This window comes from Pedobacter sp. GW456-11-11-14-TSB4 (genome assembly GCF_059424425.1).
On record NZ_JBWKZK010000003.1, the window covers coordinates 459,593 to 477,361 of the forward strand.

General features: G+C 35.9%; 10 protein-coding genes. All 10 read right to left on the reverse strand.

Translation table 11 applies throughout. The features are described from left to right. Positions 1 to 8: 8 nt before the first annotated feature. A complete protein-coding gene (gene gyrA / locus AC07XU_RS13700) occupies positions 9 to 2,597 on the reverse strand; it encodes a DNA gyrase subunit A (RefSeq protein WP_494944224.1) in 2,589 nt (862 codons plus the stop codon). A gap of 208 nt (positions 2,598 to 2,805) precedes the next feature. Next, the gene (locus tag AC07XU_RS13705) at positions 2,806 to 3,450 is read right to left on the reverse strand and encodes a hypothetical protein (RefSeq protein WP_494944191.1); all 645 of its coding nucleotides are present in this window, start codon (positions 3,448 to 3,450) and stop codon (positions 2,806 to 2,808) included. Between the two features lie 59 nt (positions 3,451 to 3,509). Next, a complete protein-coding gene (gene dnaE / locus AC07XU_RS13710) occupies positions 3,510 to 6,527 on the reverse strand; it encodes a DNA polymerase III subunit alpha (protein WP_494944192.1) in 3,018 nt (1,005 codons plus the stop codon). A 141-nt stretch (positions 6,528 to 6,668) separates the two neighbouring features. Then, positions 6,669 to 7,829 carry a DNA polymerase IV gene (gene dinB / locus AC07XU_RS13715; RefSeq protein ID WP_494944193.1) on the reverse strand — a complete coding sequence of 387 codons (1,161 nt, stop codon included), beginning with the start codon at positions 7,827 to 7,829 and terminating at the stop codon, positions 6,669 to 6,671. A 472-nt stretch (positions 7,830 to 8,301) separates the two neighbouring features. Further along, positions 8,302 to 10,746, reverse strand: coding sequence for a T9SS C-terminal target domain-containing protein (locus tag AC07XU_RS13720; RefSeq protein ID WP_494944194.1), 2,445 nt, complete (start codon positions 10,744 to 10,746; stop codon positions 8,302 to 8,304). 91 nt (positions 10,747 to 10,837) lie between these two features. Continuing rightward, entirely contained in the window at positions 10,838 to 12,382 is a 1,545-nt protein-coding gene (locus tag AC07XU_RS13725) for a polysaccharide lyase (protein ID WP_494944195.1), read from the reverse strand. A gap of 205 nt (positions 12,383 to 12,587) precedes the next feature. Next, complete coding sequence (locus AC07XU_RS13730; RefSeq protein WP_494944196.1) at positions 12,588 to 13,034, reverse strand: Hsp20/alpha crystallin family protein; 447 nt, start codon at positions 13,032 to 13,034, stop codon at positions 12,588 to 12,590. 233 nt (positions 13,035 to 13,267) lie between these two features. Continuing rightward, positions 13,268 to 16,096, reverse strand: coding sequence for an FAD-binding and (Fe-S)-binding domain-containing protein (locus AC07XU_RS13735; protein ID WP_494944197.1), 2,829 nt, complete (start codon positions 16,094 to 16,096; stop codon positions 13,268 to 13,270). A gap of 205 nt (positions 16,097 to 16,301) precedes the next feature. Further along, positions 16,302 to 16,496, reverse strand: coding sequence for a YtxH domain-containing protein (locus AC07XU_RS13740; RefSeq protein WP_494944198.1), 195 nt, complete (start codon positions 16,494 to 16,496; stop codon positions 16,302 to 16,304). A gap of 220 nt (positions 16,497 to 16,716) precedes the next feature. Continuing rightward, entirely contained in the window at positions 16,717 to 17,754 is a 1,038-nt protein-coding gene (locus AC07XU_RS13745) for an NAD(P)-dependent alcohol dehydrogenase (RefSeq protein WP_494944199.1), read from the reverse strand. Positions 17,755 to 17,769: the final 15 nt, after the last annotated feature.

Below are 17,769 nucleotides of genomic sequence, written 5' to 3' on the forward strand. Positions count from 1 at the left end.
AAATTATATTAATTCTCTTCTTTTTCTTCGTTAGTGTCAGTATTGTTATCTTCTGCTGGAGCATCATTTTTAGGTTCAGCATTTTCTGCAGTTGGCTCTGCTCCTTCTACAATTTCTGCATCTTCAACCTCTTCCACATCATCTTCATGTTCAATTTTTGCTACAGATGCAATTTCATCATTACCTTTTAAAGTAATTAAACGAACGCCTTGTGTTGCTCTTCCCATTACCCTTAACTCGCTCACAACTATGCGTATAACAATACCAGATTTGTTAATAATCATTAAATCATCAGCATCTGTTACGTTTTTAATAGCAACTAATGCGCCAGTTTTTTCTGTAATGTTTATGGTCTTAACACCTTTACCCCCTCTATTTGTAACGCGATAATCATCAATATCAGTACGTTTGCCATAGCCTTTTTCTGAAACTACTAAAACAGTGGCTTCTGGGCTATCAATAGCAATCATACCAACTACTTCATCTTTATCATGTGCTAATGTAACACCTCTAACTCCAGTTGCTGTTCTACCCATCGGTCTAACTGTACTTTCGTTAAAGCGAATAGCTCTACCAGAACGCAAAGCCATTACAATTTCGCTGCTGCCAGTTGTTAAACTTGCTTCTAACAACTGATCGCCTTCATTAATGTTTATTGCATTGATACCGTTAACACGCGGACGAGAATAAGCCTCTAAAGATGTTTTTTTGATGGTACCTTTTTTGGTACACATAATGATAAAGTTATTCTCTAAGTAATCTTGATCTTTTAAGTTTTTAACCTTAATATATGCTTTTACCTTTTCTTCTTTTGGTATGTTGATGATATTTTGCAAAGCTCTTCCTTTACTTAATCTACTTCCCTCAGGTATTTCGTAAACTCTTAACCAGAAACATCTTCCCGCTTCGGTAAAGAATAACATGTAATTATGGTTAGAAGCAATTAACAAATGCTCAATAAAATCTTCATTTCTAGAGTCACTTCCTTTAGAGCCTTTACCACCTCTACCTTGTGTACGGTATTCTGTAGCCGGTGTACGTTTAATGTATCCTTCATGCGAGATTGTGATTACCACTTCTTCATCTTCGATGAAATCTTCCATGCTCATATCTTCTGCCGAGTGAACAATAGTTGTTCTACGTTCATCGCCATATTTATCAAGCATTTCAGCTAATTCATCTTTAATAATTTGCATTCTTAAAGTCTCACTATCCAAAATTGATTTTAAATATTCGATAGTTTTCATCAATTCAGCATACTCTTCTTTAATTTTATCACGCTCCAGACCTGTTAATCTACGCAAGGTCATGTCTAAGATGGCTCTAGCTTGAATATCACTCAAACCAAATTTTTCCATCAAGCCAAGTCTAGCTTCTTCTGGGGTGTTTGATGCACGAATTAGTTTAATTACCTCTTCAATATGATCTAAAGCAATTAATAAACCTTCTAAAATGTGAGCACGTTTTTCAGCCTCTGCTAATTCAAATTTCGTTCTACGAACAACAACCTCATGGCGGTGATCAACAAAGTGACGAATTAAATCTTTTAGGTTCAACATTTGTGGGCGACCATGCACCAACGCAATGTTATTTACACTAAATGAAGTTTGTAATGCTGTTTGCTTGTACAAGTTATTTAATACGATACTCGCATTAGCATCACGTTTTATTTCATAAACAATACGAATACCGTCTTTATTAGATTCATCTTTGATGTTAGAAATACCTTCGATTTTTTTCTCGCCTACCAATTCGGCAGTACGCTCAATCATCATGGCTTTATTAACCTGATAAGGTATTTCAGTTACAATAATGGTTTCTCTATCCTTTACAGTTTCTATTTCTGCTTTGGCACGCATTACAACACGTCCTCTACCAGTTTCGAAAGCTTCCTGCACGCCAGAGTAGCCATAAATAATAGCTCCTGTCGGGAAATCTGGGCCTTTCACATATTTCATTAATTCAGGGATAGTAATCTCCGTATTATCGATATATGCTACTGTTGCATTAATTACTTCGGTAATATTGTGAGGAGCCATATTGGTGGCCATACCCACAGCAATACCCGATGAACCGTTAATTAAAAGGTTAGGAACCTTAGCAGGAAGAACAGTTGGCTCTTGCAACGAGTCATCAAAGTTCAATTGAAAATCAACTGTATCCTTATTGATATCTGCCAACATTTCTTCGGCCATCTTCTGGAAACGAGCCTCAGTATAACGCATCGCAGCTGGCGAGTCACCATCTATCGAACCATAGTTACCTTGTCCATCAACCATTAAATACCGCAAACTCCACTCCTGCGCCATACGTACCATGGTCATGTAAACAGAAGAGTCGCCATGTGGGTGATATTTACCCAACACCTCTCCTACAATACGTGCAGATTTTTTATAAGGTTTTCCTGCACCTAAACCTAAGTCTAACATACCGTATAAAACACGGCGGTGTACTGGTTTTAATCCGTCACGTACATCAGGCAAAGCCCTACTTACAATAACAGACATCGAATAATCGATGTAAGCAGATTTCATCTGCTCGTCTATGTTTATTGAAATGATTTTGTCGTTCTCTTGATTTTCTAAATCTTCTGCCATAAATTTTTGTGTTTTGCGCAAGGCGTAATGCGTTAGGCGTTTCATAACGCCATTTTACAATTGCCAATCGCAATATAAATTAGGTTTTATTATAACCTTGCGAATTTAACAAAATAACCCTCAATATGCACCTATATGTGGAAAAGTTTTAGGGTTTTAAAATATGGCGTTCTGTTATGCTTCAGAATATAAAATCACCTATGATTTATCATTTTTTGATTTTAATAAACTTATAACTCAACTCTTTATTTATGAGTTTGTTCTTTTTAATTTTAAAGAAAGTTTCATCAAAATAACTTTCGTTTATTTCAGGAGATAAAGTAATGTCATAATCGGCATTTTTTTCTTGGTTATTTATAAAGTTAAAAGTTTTATAACCAATAAAATAAAAGCTATGAAGCTTTTGTTTTATCTCTTTTTCTGAAGTTTCATAACTAGAAAGTAATTTATGGAATCTCATAGCAACTAAGCTATCTCCTATTTTAACAGCATCGATATCAACTGTGTCTCCGTACAAGTCAAAAAATACAAACTTGGTTGCAGACTTGGATTTTGGTTGCTTTTCTTTAACTGATATTTTATTGTAATTTAATGCTGATCTATCGCTCGTTAGATTAATAGTTTGAGATGCTTTTTGCCAATAACCGCTACTTGTTTGGTAATTTCCTCCTTTGAAGATAAGCAAAGGATTATAGTTTAAAAACTCAAAAGTACCATTGTTATTTAACGTAAGTTTGGTTTTTTTCCATCGATTTAGATAATAAGAACCTCCTACATTTTGTTCATTTGTCTTGCAACCATAGAACTGAATACTTATTAGAAGGGATACTAACAATTTTAAAAATAATTTCATTCCGCAAATTTTAAATAAGATGCATAATGTGGTTATATTACATAAAATGAATTTCTAATCTAGTTGAATTTCTTTTTCAAAGGCTTACTATTTGTAACCAATACCGGATTATCTATAATTGGCAGTTTAGCGAATTTAATCACTTCTATACTTGGCACGCCAAAATCTAACACCACTTTGCCTAAAATTAAATAACAACCTTTTCCTCTAAAAGGATAAATTGGCGAACTATTTGGAAAGTGTGTAGTGTCGAAGAAATTTCCTTCTACATCGATAAAAGTTCCAAACCACATTTTGGTATTTTTAATGGTGTGTACTGTTTTATCGCATACAAAGCTGCCCAACATTTTTACAATTTTGCCTTCATGCTGCTCTAAGTTTTTCGCTAAAATATCTCCACGGTAATCGGTTTTTAATAAGTCGAACATACCCAACGTAACAGGAAAACCCAATAGTTCCAATTCTTGATAAGCATCTTCGATTGAGCTATTCGCTAAATCTGGTAAGTTGTAGGCTTTGGTTGATATGTGAAATAATTCTTTGTCAGCAATTATTTTAGTCTTTGTACCTAAGTAATTATGCACCTCCCAAAGCAATTCTTTTTTGCTCTTACCTGTAAAACGTAAAGCACCGATTCTAATTAATATAATTGCTTGTTCTAAAGTAAGTTGTGTACGTTTAATTAAATCTTCTAAATCGGTATAATTTCCATTTTCTCTCCGCTCTTGCGGTATAATTTCCATTAACCTATTTTCCAATCCTTGAATCCCAACAAAACCCAAATAAACTTTTTCACCGTTGATATTTACCACGCTATCACTATTGTTTACGCAAGGCAGATTAACGGTAGCACCAGTTTGCTGTAGCGCATGTACATAAACCCACCGCTGATAAAATCCCCCATAATTATTAAGTACAGCCACCATAAACTCCATCGGGTAATAGGTTTTAAGATATAAACTTTGGTAACTTTCTACCGCAAAACTAGCTGAATGCGCCTTAGAAAAACTATAACCAGCAAAGCTGGATACTTGGCGCCAAACTTCCTTTGTTACTGCTTCATCTCTACCTTTTTCTTTAGCCTTATCAAAAAAGCGTTGCACCAATTTATCAAATTCAATTTTAGAGCGATATTTGCCACTCATGCCACGGCGTAAAATATCTGCATCGGCCATGTCTAAACCTGCATAATGGTGACAAATTTTAATCACATCCTCTTGGTAAACCATTACCCCAAAAGTTTCTTCTAATTGTTCTTTCATTACCGGATGTAAGTATTTAACATCTTGTGGTTTATGGTAACTTTGAATATACATTTTCATCATCCCAGAACTGGCAACTCCAGGCCTAATAATAGAACTTGCAGCTACCAAAGTGAGGTAATCTTCACATTCTAGTTTTTTGAGCAATTGTCGCATGGCAGGCGATTCGATATAAAAACAACCAATTGGCGTGCCCGCACGTAATTGTGCATTTAGTTTTGGATCATACCTAAACGATTTAAAATCATGGATATCAACCTTTTGCTTTTTGTTGGCCAACACTAAATTAACTGCTTCTCTAATGTGCCCAATACCCCGCTGACTAAGAATATCATATTTATCCAAACCAATTGCTTCTGCCTCGTACATATCCCATTGTACGGTTTGCATCCCTTTGGGTGGTAAATCTAATGCGGTGTAATAAGTTAACGGTTCTTCGCTAATTAAAATCCCACCTGCATGTATCGAACGCTGGTTAGGCATTCCTCGCATCATCGAATTAATGTACATCAGCTTCTTAAAAACCTCATTATCTTTATGTAACTGGTCTTTTGTTGGATCGGTAAAATTATCTATTTCTGCCTTTGGCAAACCCATTACTTTGCCAATTTCTCTAATAATCGCCCTATCCTTAAAGGTACTCATGGTGCCTAAAAGTGCGGTATTTGTTCCTTGGTAGCGCTTAAAAATGTAATCTTGTACATCCTCACGTTCATCCCAACTAAAATCAATATCAAAATCTGGTGGCGATGTACGTTTGTGGTTCAAAAAACGCTCAAAATATAAATCTAAACCAATCGGATCTACATCAGTTATTTTTAAACAATAGGCCACAATGCTATTGGCACCAGAACCCCTGCCTACGTGATAATAACCCCTTTTCATTGCATAAGAAATTACATCCCAAGTAATTAAAAAATAGGCACAAAAATTAAGTTCGGCAATTACTTTTAGCTCCTTTTTTACCCTAGCAACAGCTTCTTTGTTGTTTTTACCGTAGCGATAAATTGCTCCGTCAATGGCTAATTTGGTTAGAAGCGATAAATCATCGTTAAAATTGCCTGTAAAAGTTTTTTTATTTTTCTTGCCAAATGTATAATCATTCATACAACAATTGGCTAATAATTGCTGGGTGTTTGCTAAAATAAATTCAAAATTTTCGAACTTTTTGGTAAGCTCTTCTTCGCTTAAAAATTGTTCATTTTCTAAGCAGTAATCACTTTCGGTAAGCTTACCTAAAACCGTAGTTAAACCTATAGCCCTTAAGTATTTATGTAGCCTGTACTCTAGTTTATTCTTAACTGTTATCGGATGCAAAACCACCAATTTATCTTTAATATCAGTTAATGGTTTTCGGGTTATTTTATTTAACTGGTTGGCGCCTATTCCTAAATACTCATTCGGTTTTAAATCGGTTTTACTGCCATAGGGGTAAACAACAAAAGCATTTTTAAATTCACAAGGCTCATTCGGTAAAGGTTTTTGCGCTAAATTATGTTCGGTTAAAAAGTCATTAAGCTCTTTCATACCTTCCTTATTTTTGGCAATGCCGATGTATAACAGCTGCTGATCTCGCCTAAATTCTATCCCGATGATGGGTTTTAAATCATAAGCGGGCCAAAATTTACCATCCTTATCTTCGTAACCACTTGCTTCCTTACGACAAAGCCTAATAAATTCCATGCATCCAGTAGAATTATTAATGTCGGTTAATACCATTTGATGAATATTCTTCGCCCTTGCTTCTTTAATCAAGGTTTCGATATCCATAGTACCATACCTAAGGCTATATTGCGAATGAACATTTAAAAACATATCATTTATGTTAAAACATTGATGTTTAGTTGGTTATTATATAGCGAGCATACAAACGCAAACTAGTGTAAATCTTTCTATGTGGTTATTTCTTTAGTATTACTCAATTAAAATCCTAAAAAAAATGAACCAATTATCTAATTAACTTTTTGCAGGTAAAACCGTAGCCAGCTTAATGGTGTCTATTCCATAACGAGAGCGCATTTTATCCATACTTTGGTAAAGGTTATAGATTTTTTCAGATGGCCCGTACAAGTCAATCTGTTCGTTTCCGCTTACCAAATGCGATAACTTTACCCCAACCAATCGCAACAACATTCTTTTGCCGTAAACCTTATCAAAAAGCTCTTTTGCTTTGGCAATTAGTGTGCTATCTAAAGATGTATAAGGTATTTTAGCTTGCTGCGTAACGGTTTCAAAATTGGCATAACGAATGGTAACAGTAATACAAGCCGTTAATTTTTGCTTTTGCCTCAACTCAAAAGCCAACTTGGTAATCATATCCATTAAAATGATTTTTATACCAGCCATATCCATACTATCGCTCTCGAAAGTGGTTTGTTTGCCTATAGACTTTTGTTCGCGGTAAGGTACCACTGGCGAGTTATCTATCCCATTTGCTTTTTGCCAAAGGCTTAATCCATTTTGGCCTAGTATTTTAAACATCAGCTCTTGCGGTATTTGGGTTAAGGTATGTATTTTGCGAACACCCATTTCGCTCAATTTCAGAAATGTTGCATCGCCCAAACCTGGTATTTTTTTTATCGACAAAGGGTTTAAAAAAGGCTGAACTTCGTATTTTTGAATTTGCAATTCGCCATCTGGCTTACATTCATTAGTAGCCATTTTAGATACGGTTTTATTAACAGACAGCCCAAAAGAAATAGGCAAACCGATTTGGTTCATTACCGAATGCCGCAACTCATGTGCAAATTTCATACAGCCGAAAAATTTATCCATTCCGGTCATGTCTATATAATGCTCATCAATGCTTGCTTTTTCTAACAACGGCACTTTTTCTTGCAACAATTCGGTAATCTGATGCGAGTAATAACTATACTCATCCATACTGCCTTTTACAAAAATAGCATGCGGACAAAGCTGTTTGGCCATTCTGCTGGGCATAGCCGAGTGTATGCCAAATTTACGGGCCTCGTAACTGCAAGATGCCACCACACCCCTATCAGATGTACCACCAATAATAACAGGTAGGCCCGCCAGTTTGCTGTTCTTTTTTATTTCTACCGAAACAAAAAATGCATCCTGATCCATGTGAATAATATGTTTATCGCCGAAATCCATAAGTTGATGAACAAATATAATACTAAATATATTAGTATTTCAAATTAAGTTATCAAGATATTTAACTAAATATGTTAGTAATTTTAATATTTGTTGAAATTGTTTTTGAAAAGCTAATTCAGCATTTTATAGCATACGGATGTCCTGCTTTGCATTACAAGCTCAATTTTTTGTACCGATTTTAATTGGTAAAAATTGAGGCTTTTCATTGCAATCAGGTTTAAAGAGCAAAAACAGTGCAACACACTCAAGTTGCAAGTTTCAGATTTACATTTAGTAACCACGCAGGCAAAGAATTTGACATTAAAATATATACGGCAAACGCTATTACACTTACCTATAAAACCAAAAGCTTAACTCACAAATTATGAATTAAGCTTTTAAATTAATCTAACTACTTAAAAAACTGCAGTAAAAGGTTAAGTTAAACACCTTCTTAGTAAGGAAGATGTTAGTTAGGAGTATTATAAAATCACTTAGTTACCATATAAAAATTAACAGTCCTTGTCATTGTACTTCCATCCTGATCTTTTACCATAAAAACTGCGTTTCCAAAACCTGTTTTATCTGCAACAAACTGAGCTATGTTGTTATTAATTTTAACCTTACCATTTACCACACTTTTAATACTGTAAACTGGATTAGCTTCATAACCCATAAATAATTTTGCTACATCAACATCGTGTGTTTTACCAGCATTTAAAAAATAATGAGGTTCAGCCATCCACTGCAAATAATCATCTAAATTGGTAAAACCATCTTTGTTTGAATCGGCATTGCTATCAGAAAAATCTCCCATTGCAGATTTTGGATTTAGTTGGTGTGCGGTTTCCCACCAATCAGGCAAACCATCACCATCAGTATCCCAATTGTTTTCTCTTTTTACGGCCGGATAATCTTCTAAACCACCCACATCAGCTTGCGTGTCAATCATTCCGGCTATGCCGCTTTTGCTACCTTTGTAGGTGTAAGTACCTTCTTGGGTTTCTTTAATGATGCGCAAATCATGATCATCAAAAACAGGCTGATTGGCGCCAACATCAGACAGTACTTGCTTATAAGCATCTTTTGCGCTTTGTGTAGTTACATATGATGGAAAAAACTCTTGATTTACAAACGTTTCATAATCTACTTTGCCTTGAATAGCTCTACCCTTCTCTTGATTTTTTTCATCAAAATAACCCGGCATAACGTTGCCAGCAAAATAATAACGTTGCATACCCGATCCAACGCCTTCGTGCTGTGCTTTCAAGGCATGGAATACCTCTGTAGCTTTACCTGGTTTGTAATAATTATTTACAAAATTTACTTCATTGGCGCCACCATCTGTAGTTCTCCTGCCCCAGTTGTAAACCACATTGTTTCTAATATCTAATTTGCCACCATAAGCACCATTTCCGTTTAATCCACCGCCAATACTCCAATTTCTACCATAATTATGCGCTAATAAATTATGATGAAAACTACCAATATCACCACCTATGGTTGCTGCATAACCATGCATCTTACCTTTTTCATATTTACCATGATCGGCTACGTTTAAGGCTTCAGAAATTAAGGTGTTTTGTAAACTGATGTGATGTGCGCCTCTAGAACTAAAAGCCTCATCAATTGTCCAACTAATTGAACAATGATCGATAATACTGTGGTTTGCTCCTGTTAAACCCATGCCATCATAAGTTCTGCCAGCGCCGACTCTTACTCTTAAAAAACGAATAATACCATCGTTACCTGTTAAGCCAATTGGAGCAGCTGTAATTGTAATTCCTTTACCAGGTGCAGTTTGACCGGCAATAGTAACGTAAGGCTGGTTAACAACCAAACGCGATTCTAATTTGATAACACCACCAACATCAAAAACAATTGTTCTCGGACCGATGTCATTGTTTACTGCTTCACGCAAACTTCCTGCGCCGCTATCGTTTAAATTGGATACATGTACAACTTTACCTCCTCGTCCGCCTCTGGCAAAACGACCATATCCTTCGGCACCCTTAAATGCCAATTGAGCTGGACGAAAATACCATACTTTACCCTTGGTGATGTTGCCACTTTTGTCTTGCTCATCAATACGCCAAAAGTAAGTTTGCATACTATACAAATCTTTAACTTGATAAGTGGTATCACTTTGTGAGCCTTTAAATTCTGGCGCAGTGCGATTGGCATTCTCAACAGCATTTTTATCTAATCCAAAATAAACATCATGAGATTTTACGTTGGTTGCAGCAGACCATTTTAGCGTAATGTTGTTGCCTAAATTTACATGCTCATCTGCGTCTACTGGCATTGGCATTTTGGCTTGCTTGGCTAAATTAGGCGTATTTAGCTCGAAACCATTGATAGAAAAACTTGCACCTTCATTTGCTTGATAACGAATTACAACCGGAACTCCTGCTTTTGCTTGCAAGGTTAGGTAAGCCAACTGCGCTTTAGTAGTATGTTCGGCTCTGGTACTTGGCAATAACTTATCTACAGCTAATTTTCCATCAACGTAAATAGCCATTTGTGTTGGTAATGCAGCTGTATTTTGACTAAATGAATTGTGAAAACTCAATAAAGTGTGACTACCTTCTTTTAAGCCAGTAATCGTTAACTCAACCGGCGATTTTGTCGTAATTCCGTCATTAACTAGTTTAGCATAAAATGGAGCCTGAACACCTGCTTTATACCAATCAGAAGTAAAATTTCCTTTTAGGATAAATTGAATTCCATCGATAGTTTTCTGTGCTGATGTACCACTTTGTATAGGCCAAGATGTATAACCCAGTTCATGTACCTCAGCCTCATTTCTTCCGCTAAAATTTAAATCTACCTTAATAACTGGCTTTTGCGCATAAAGCGTTGAACTAAATAACGTAAAAGCTAAACAGCAGCTAATAAATGTGCTCTTAATGTATTGATGAATTGTATTTTGCATATTTTTTTGGAATTATTCAATCCCATTTTTTGAGTTGTAATCTTTTATTTGAGGCATTTGATAGCTCAAAGTTTAATTGGTATAAAAATAACTAGCTAATTTGATCAACGTTATTTGCCAAGTTACGGTAATTGATTTTTTCTTTCGGATTTGTTCCATTTAAAAACTCTTCTACATTGGTATAACCATCACCATCAGCATCTAAAGCACCATCTTTAGCGTTTTTAGGATCTAATCCATATTTAATCTCCCAAGCATCTGGCATACCATCGCCATCGGTATCTACCAACACATCAGCTTTGTTAAAAGTTAAATTTGGATAACCACCAACCTCAGCAACATCTTTAATAATGCCAGTTGCAGTTGTTGGTTTGCCACTTCGAACCATTGCTACCACACGGGTATCAACAGCATCTCTTTTAGGTAAAGTTGCTCCGGCTTTTGCCAAAACCGCCTCATAAGCCACTTCAGCTGTTTGGTGTGGTGCTACTGGCCAACCTTCAAACGGTGTATTTACTCGAGCTAAATTTTGTCCAGCATTATTTTTTGGATCAGTTTTCATTCGCATCCCTTTCCAATTGTCTGCTGTAATCTCAGCATTATCATGCATTATATTTCCAGCTACATACCATTTCCCTGGTCTATTGGCCTCTTTTGCATACCAACCACCTTCTGCCCATGCGCTACCAGGAGAATACATGCTTCGTTCTTCTATACGAGCAAAAACAGCCTGCATATCTTTATTAGTTGCTGGGCCAGCTTTATAGTAATTGTTAATTAAATTTATCATAGAAGTTTCGTCGCCGCCATCCATAGTGCGGTGACGCCAGTTAAAAACTACATTGTAACGGTAATCGAACGGGCCAGACATACCGATTGAAGGGTTACGAGCAGTATTGCTGGCAAAAAGATTATGATGAAAAGTAGAAGGATTGCCACCCCATGTACCACCAAAAGCATGTCCTTTAGCATCTAAAGCTTCGCTTGATATCGTCCATTGAATGGTAACATTTTCTGCAGCATCTTTAATTTGTGTATTACCATCCAAAGATGGCCTCATGTGTCGGTAAAGCGAAATATTTTCATCCATTCCCCAACTGGTAGAACAATGATCGATAATAATATGATGATGTGGATTACCTCCAATATTGTCATCACCCTGACCGCCAACTGGTACACCTCTGCGCACACGCACATGACGAATAATGACATTATGCGTATTGATATTTAAAGTTCCGGCAATGCAAATGCCATCGCCCGGTGCAGATTGACCAGCGATTGTAAGATCTGGATTGTCTATATTTAAATCTCCTTGTACTTTTATCGTTCCCGCAACGCGAAAAACCACAATTCGTGCACCTTTACTTTCTAACGCAGCACGTAAACTACCCACGCCACTGTCGTTTAAATTGGTAACTGCTATAACTTTACCTCCACGGCCACCAGTGGTAAACATACCGCCACCCCAAGCACCAGGAAAAGCAGGAATTGCACCTTCGGGCAAACGAGGCGGATGTGGCGGAATTTGAGCAACTTCGGCAGAGGTATTTAAATTTTGTGCTTCAGCTATGCTAGATAAAGAAATTGCGGCAATAAAAATTAAAGAACTTAAGTTTAAACGCGAATGAATTTTCATACAATGATATGCGATGTGATTTAATTTGGTTAGGATTAAGAATTTAAATATAAAAAAAGCATTTGTGAATAAATGTAATATTTGTGTTAGTGCTTATTTAAAACATAAATATAGAGCAGATATTCGAACTATTTCAATTTCTTAAATACATATTAATTTTTTTTATAAAATGAAAAAGCCACCTTTTTGCGGTGGCTTTTAAAAATTAGCTAATCGAGATTTGGCGGGTTAATAATTTTGCCTCTTCTTTTTTAGGGATTTGAATTTGCAATATCCCATCATTGTATTTTGCTTGAATAGCATGCTCATCAGCACTATCTGGCAATGTAAATGATCGAGTAAAAGAAGTATAGCTAAATTCTCTTCTGCTATAATTTCTGTTATCTTGCTCAGCCGTTTGCTCTTTATGAACTGCAATGCTCAGCATTTTTCGCTCTAAATTTACTTTAAAATCTTCTTTACTTAATCCAGGTGCAGCCAACTCTATCTGATACTGATCTGCAGTTTCTGAAATGTTAACTGCAGGTACCAAAGTTGCTTCCCTTGCATTAAAAAAGCTGTCGGTAAAAATAGAATCAAAAACATTGTTGATTGATGGAACTAAACTCCTTTGATTGTTGTTTTTGTCTGAATTGAATTTAACCAGTGTCATTGGTTTTTCCTCCTTAATTTTTTGTTAATGATTAAAACTATGATTAATTAAAAATGAGATTTCTGATCTCGTTGAATGAACAACAACCCTTATGCCAAGCAAGTTAAGCCTAATTGAAACTGAAAAAATTACAGTTAAACTGAAAAAAAATCAGCTTGATTTTGACATTTTTTCATTAGCGAACCATATTGACGCTTGAGCAAGCTATTTGCCTATGTGTTATTTAAAATTGTCTAAACACACTCATCCAATAAATACAAAATCGATTCGTAGTTTTTACCTACCGCCTCAGACATGGCAATTTCGCAGGTTTTTCCACTAGAATAATAACCCGAATATTGTTTTTGGTTAACCTCGGTGGCTTCTGGTTTAGTAGCAGATGCCGTGAGTTCTGGAAACAAAAAGCCTCGATCACCTGCCATACCACAACAACCAGCGTTAACAGGCACGTTAACTTCATTAGCCAAATGCCTAGCAATACTTACAAATTTTGCTTCTAAGCCCATTTTTTGTAAAGAACAAACTGGATGTAAAGTAATGTTATCCTTTTTCTTCGCAATGCTGATTTTAGGCAGTAGATAGTTTAAGATATAATCTACGCTATCAATAATTTGCATGGCATCAAATTTTTGTTTGTTTTCTGGCGTTAATGCATAGCCACAATCTTGCAGGGTTAATGTACATGAAGTTATATCCAAAACAATAGGCAAAGCACCTTCATTACTCCAAGTCCACATTTTAGCAACCGTATCATTTACTGTATGTTGGTAAGCACTGCTAAAGCCTTTTGAAGAGAAAATTTGTCCACAACAAGTGCCACTAATATCTTTTGGAATGCTAAAACCTACATTTGCTTTGTTAGAGATGCTCACAAAAGTTTCAATGATGTTCTTTTTGCCATCGGCAGCGCCACCCATTACCCTTGAGATACAGGTAGGGTAATAAACTACTGTCGCGGTGTTTTTAGAAACATCTCCCGATAGGTAATGATTAAAATTAGCAGTTGGATGGATTTGGTTAGACCATAACGGCATAGCAGGAACAACTTTTTTAACTGTTTTGGTTAAATTCAACATCGCATTTTTGCCAAAAACCTTGTTAAATACTGTTGCTGATTTTACTCCAATTTTTACAATTTGAGTAACAGGTTTAAAGTTTTTTGCCACTTTTAAGGCTACTCCATTGGCAAAAGCACTATGATTTTCTCTCCGCAACCTTTTTACCAAAGAACCTGTATTAATATCTACCGGACAAGCAGTTGCACATAAACCATCAACTGCACAAGTATCTAAACCATCATATTGATATTGATTTAGGAGTTCTTTGTAAGGTATCGTATCTCCTTTTCTTTTTAAATTTAGCAATTCTCGCCTAACTACAATTCTTCTTCTAGGTGTAAGTGTAATGTTACGGCTCGGACATTTATATTCACAAAAGCCACATTCCATACATTTATCTACCTCTTCTTCAACCTTGGGTAAATCTTTTAGATTTTTAATGTGGGCATGTTGATCATCATTAATAATTACACCAGGGTTTAATAGGTTTTTTGGATCGATGATTGTTTTTAGACCCTTCATGATTTGGTAAATTTCCTCACCCCATTCTGTTGCCACAAATGGCGCCATATTGCGGCCAGTACCATGCTCAGCCTTTAATGCACCTTTATATTTTTCGACGACCAAAATTACAACCTCTTTTAAAAAAGCATCGTAACGTGTAATTTCTGCTGCAGTATCAAAAGCTTGGGTAACCACAAAGTGGATATTACCATCTTTAGCATGACCAAAAATGATGGCGTTTTCGTAATTGTATTTGCTGAATAAAGATTGTAAATCTAAAATAGCATCGCCTAAACGAGCGACTGGCACAGCAATATCTTCTAATATTACCGTGGTACCACTTGCCCTTACTGAACCTACTGATGGAAACATCCCTTTTCTCACTTTCCATAAAAAAGCTTGTTCATCAGGGTCTTCGGTAAAATTAGGCATTTCTATGAGTGACAAATTAGGTGCAACAGCTAAAAAATTAGCTGCCTTAACCTGTAATTCCTCAACACTGTTGCCTTGATATTCTACTAGCAAAGCTGATGCTGTTGATGGAAGAGTTTTAATGATATTTGGCACACCCTTCATTAATTCTATCGAGCGTAAAGAAGCCCGATCCATTAATTCTACTGCCTCTGCACCAGAATTGCTCAGTGGCACAATAGCGCTACATGATGCATAAATGTCTGGGAAATACAAAAGAGCTGTAGACTTAACAGGATAATCTGGTACCGTATTTAAAACGGCCTCTGAAATAAAGCCTAAAGTACCTTCAGCCCCAATTAAGACATGTGCTAAAATATCTAAAGGATCCTCAAAATCAATAAATGCATTAACGGCATAACCGACTGTGTTTTTGGTCTTATACTTATCTCTAATTAAATCGAAAAGTGTTGAATTTGTTATGATCTGATCTCGGAGTGTTAGAATTTCATTATAAACCTCGTTACATTCTTCTTTAAAACGAGCATAATCAGCTTCGTTTTCTGTACTAAAACTGCTGCCGTTTGGCAATATAAATTTAATGTATTTAACAGTGTGATAAGAATTTTTACTAACACCACAGCACATTCCACTGGCATTGTTAGATAAAATACCCCCCATCATGGCAGAATTTATACTAGCTGGATCAGGTCCAATCTTTTTGCCGTATTTTTTTAGTTCACTGTTTACTACAGCGCCTATAACACCTGGATGAACCCTAACTGTCTCACCTTTTTCTTCTACCCTAACAAAATTCCAATGCTGACTTAAATCTACCAATATACCATCAGACACTGACTGACCAGAAAGACTTGTGCCTGCTGCCCTAAAAGTGATGGGAATTTGTTGCTGATGTGAAAATTTAAAGAGCGAAATCACTTCCTGATCAGAAACTGGTTGCACTACTGCCTTCGGACGGAGGTAATAAAATCCGGCATCGGAAGCGTAAGAAACTAAATCTATTAATCTATCCTTAATTCGATCTGATGGTATAATTTCGGCTAATAATTTTCCAGTAGTAGTAGACATGTGAATGATTAAATTATTGATGTAAAAAAGGAATTCATAAGCAGAAGAATTCAGATTTTAATAACGCTAAATAGATCTAATGATTGAAATTTTAGAATTACCTTCAAATATATAAATCTATTGGCAGAATTGAACATTCGCTTAGATTTTGAGCAAAAAAAAGAGGCTACAATTGCTGCAGCCTCTAAAATTTTTTAATTCTTACCTATCTTGGTAAATCATCTGTCATGTACTTTGCTTCCAGATCTTCTTTATAAACTTTTGCTTTATCAATCCATTCAGGAGCTTTGTCCTTTAAATCGTCAACAATTGTTCTACCAGTTAATTCATCTGGTTTTGTGATGTATTTGTATGCGCCGTATAAGGCTGCTCCAATTAATGCTGTTCTAAATAATCCCATGGTAAAATGTTTTTAAATTTATAGATGAACAGTTGACCAAATTAATTGTTTGATTAAATTTTAAATTGTTGCATCACATTAGAGTTCTGTTTTTTTAGAATGAGCTTCCCTCAAAAACTATCGCATTTTAAAAAGAGAAATCTTCTTCAAATGAATATTGAAAAAGATCTCTCTTCATCTCTTATACGAAATGAAACTGTAAAATTTTGGTATGTTATGTTTACAATGTTGCGATATCAATTACGAAACGATATCTTACATCTCCTTTAACCATACGCTCGTATGCAGTGGTAATATCCTTAATATCAATCAACTCAATATCACATACAATATTGTGTTCTGCACAGAAATCTAACATTTCTTGAGTTTCGGCTATGCCTCCAATACCAGAGCCAGCTAAACTTTTACGCCCGTTAATTAATGAAAATGGATGAATAGCGTATGGAGCAGGTACGCCAACTACGATATGTACACCATTGGTACGCAATAAACCTAAATACATGTTCATATCATGATCTGCAGAAACCGTATCTAAAATAAAATCAAAGCTACCTTTTACCGAGTCAAGTTGCGCTTTATCTTTTGTTACTACAAAGTGATGTGCACCTAATTCTTTGGCTGCAGCTTCCTTATTAGGAGAAGTACTTAAAACTGTTACTTCCGCTCCAAAAGCAACACCAAATTTAACAGCCATATGTCCTAAGCCCCCTAAACCTAAAACTGCTAATTTATGTCCTTTACCAACTTTCCAGTGTCTTAATGGAGAATAAGTGGTAATACCAGCACATAATAATGGCGCTGTAGCAGCTAATGATAGTTTATCCGAAATATGCAACACGAACTCTTCTCTAACAACAATATTGTTTGAGTAGCCACCGTATGTCGGTACACCATCTCTGCCTTTATTGTTATAAGTTTGCGTGTTTCCTTCTTCGCAATATTGCTCTAAATCAGCTTTACAGTTTTCGCAAACCTGACAAGAATCTACCATACAGCCCACACCTGCTAAATCACCAACTTTAAAGTTTTTAACGTGATCGCCAACTTTTACAATTTTACCTACAATTTCATGTCCTGGAACCATAGGAAAAATGCCAGGAAACCAATCATTTTTAATTTGATGTAAATCACTATGGCAAACCCCACAAAACTGAATTTCAATTTGAATATCGTGAGCGCCAACATCTCTGCGTTCAAAGTCCCAAGCCGTTAAATCAGCCTCTGGAGATTGCGCAGCATATCCTTTAGATTGTATCATATTTATTTTTTAATT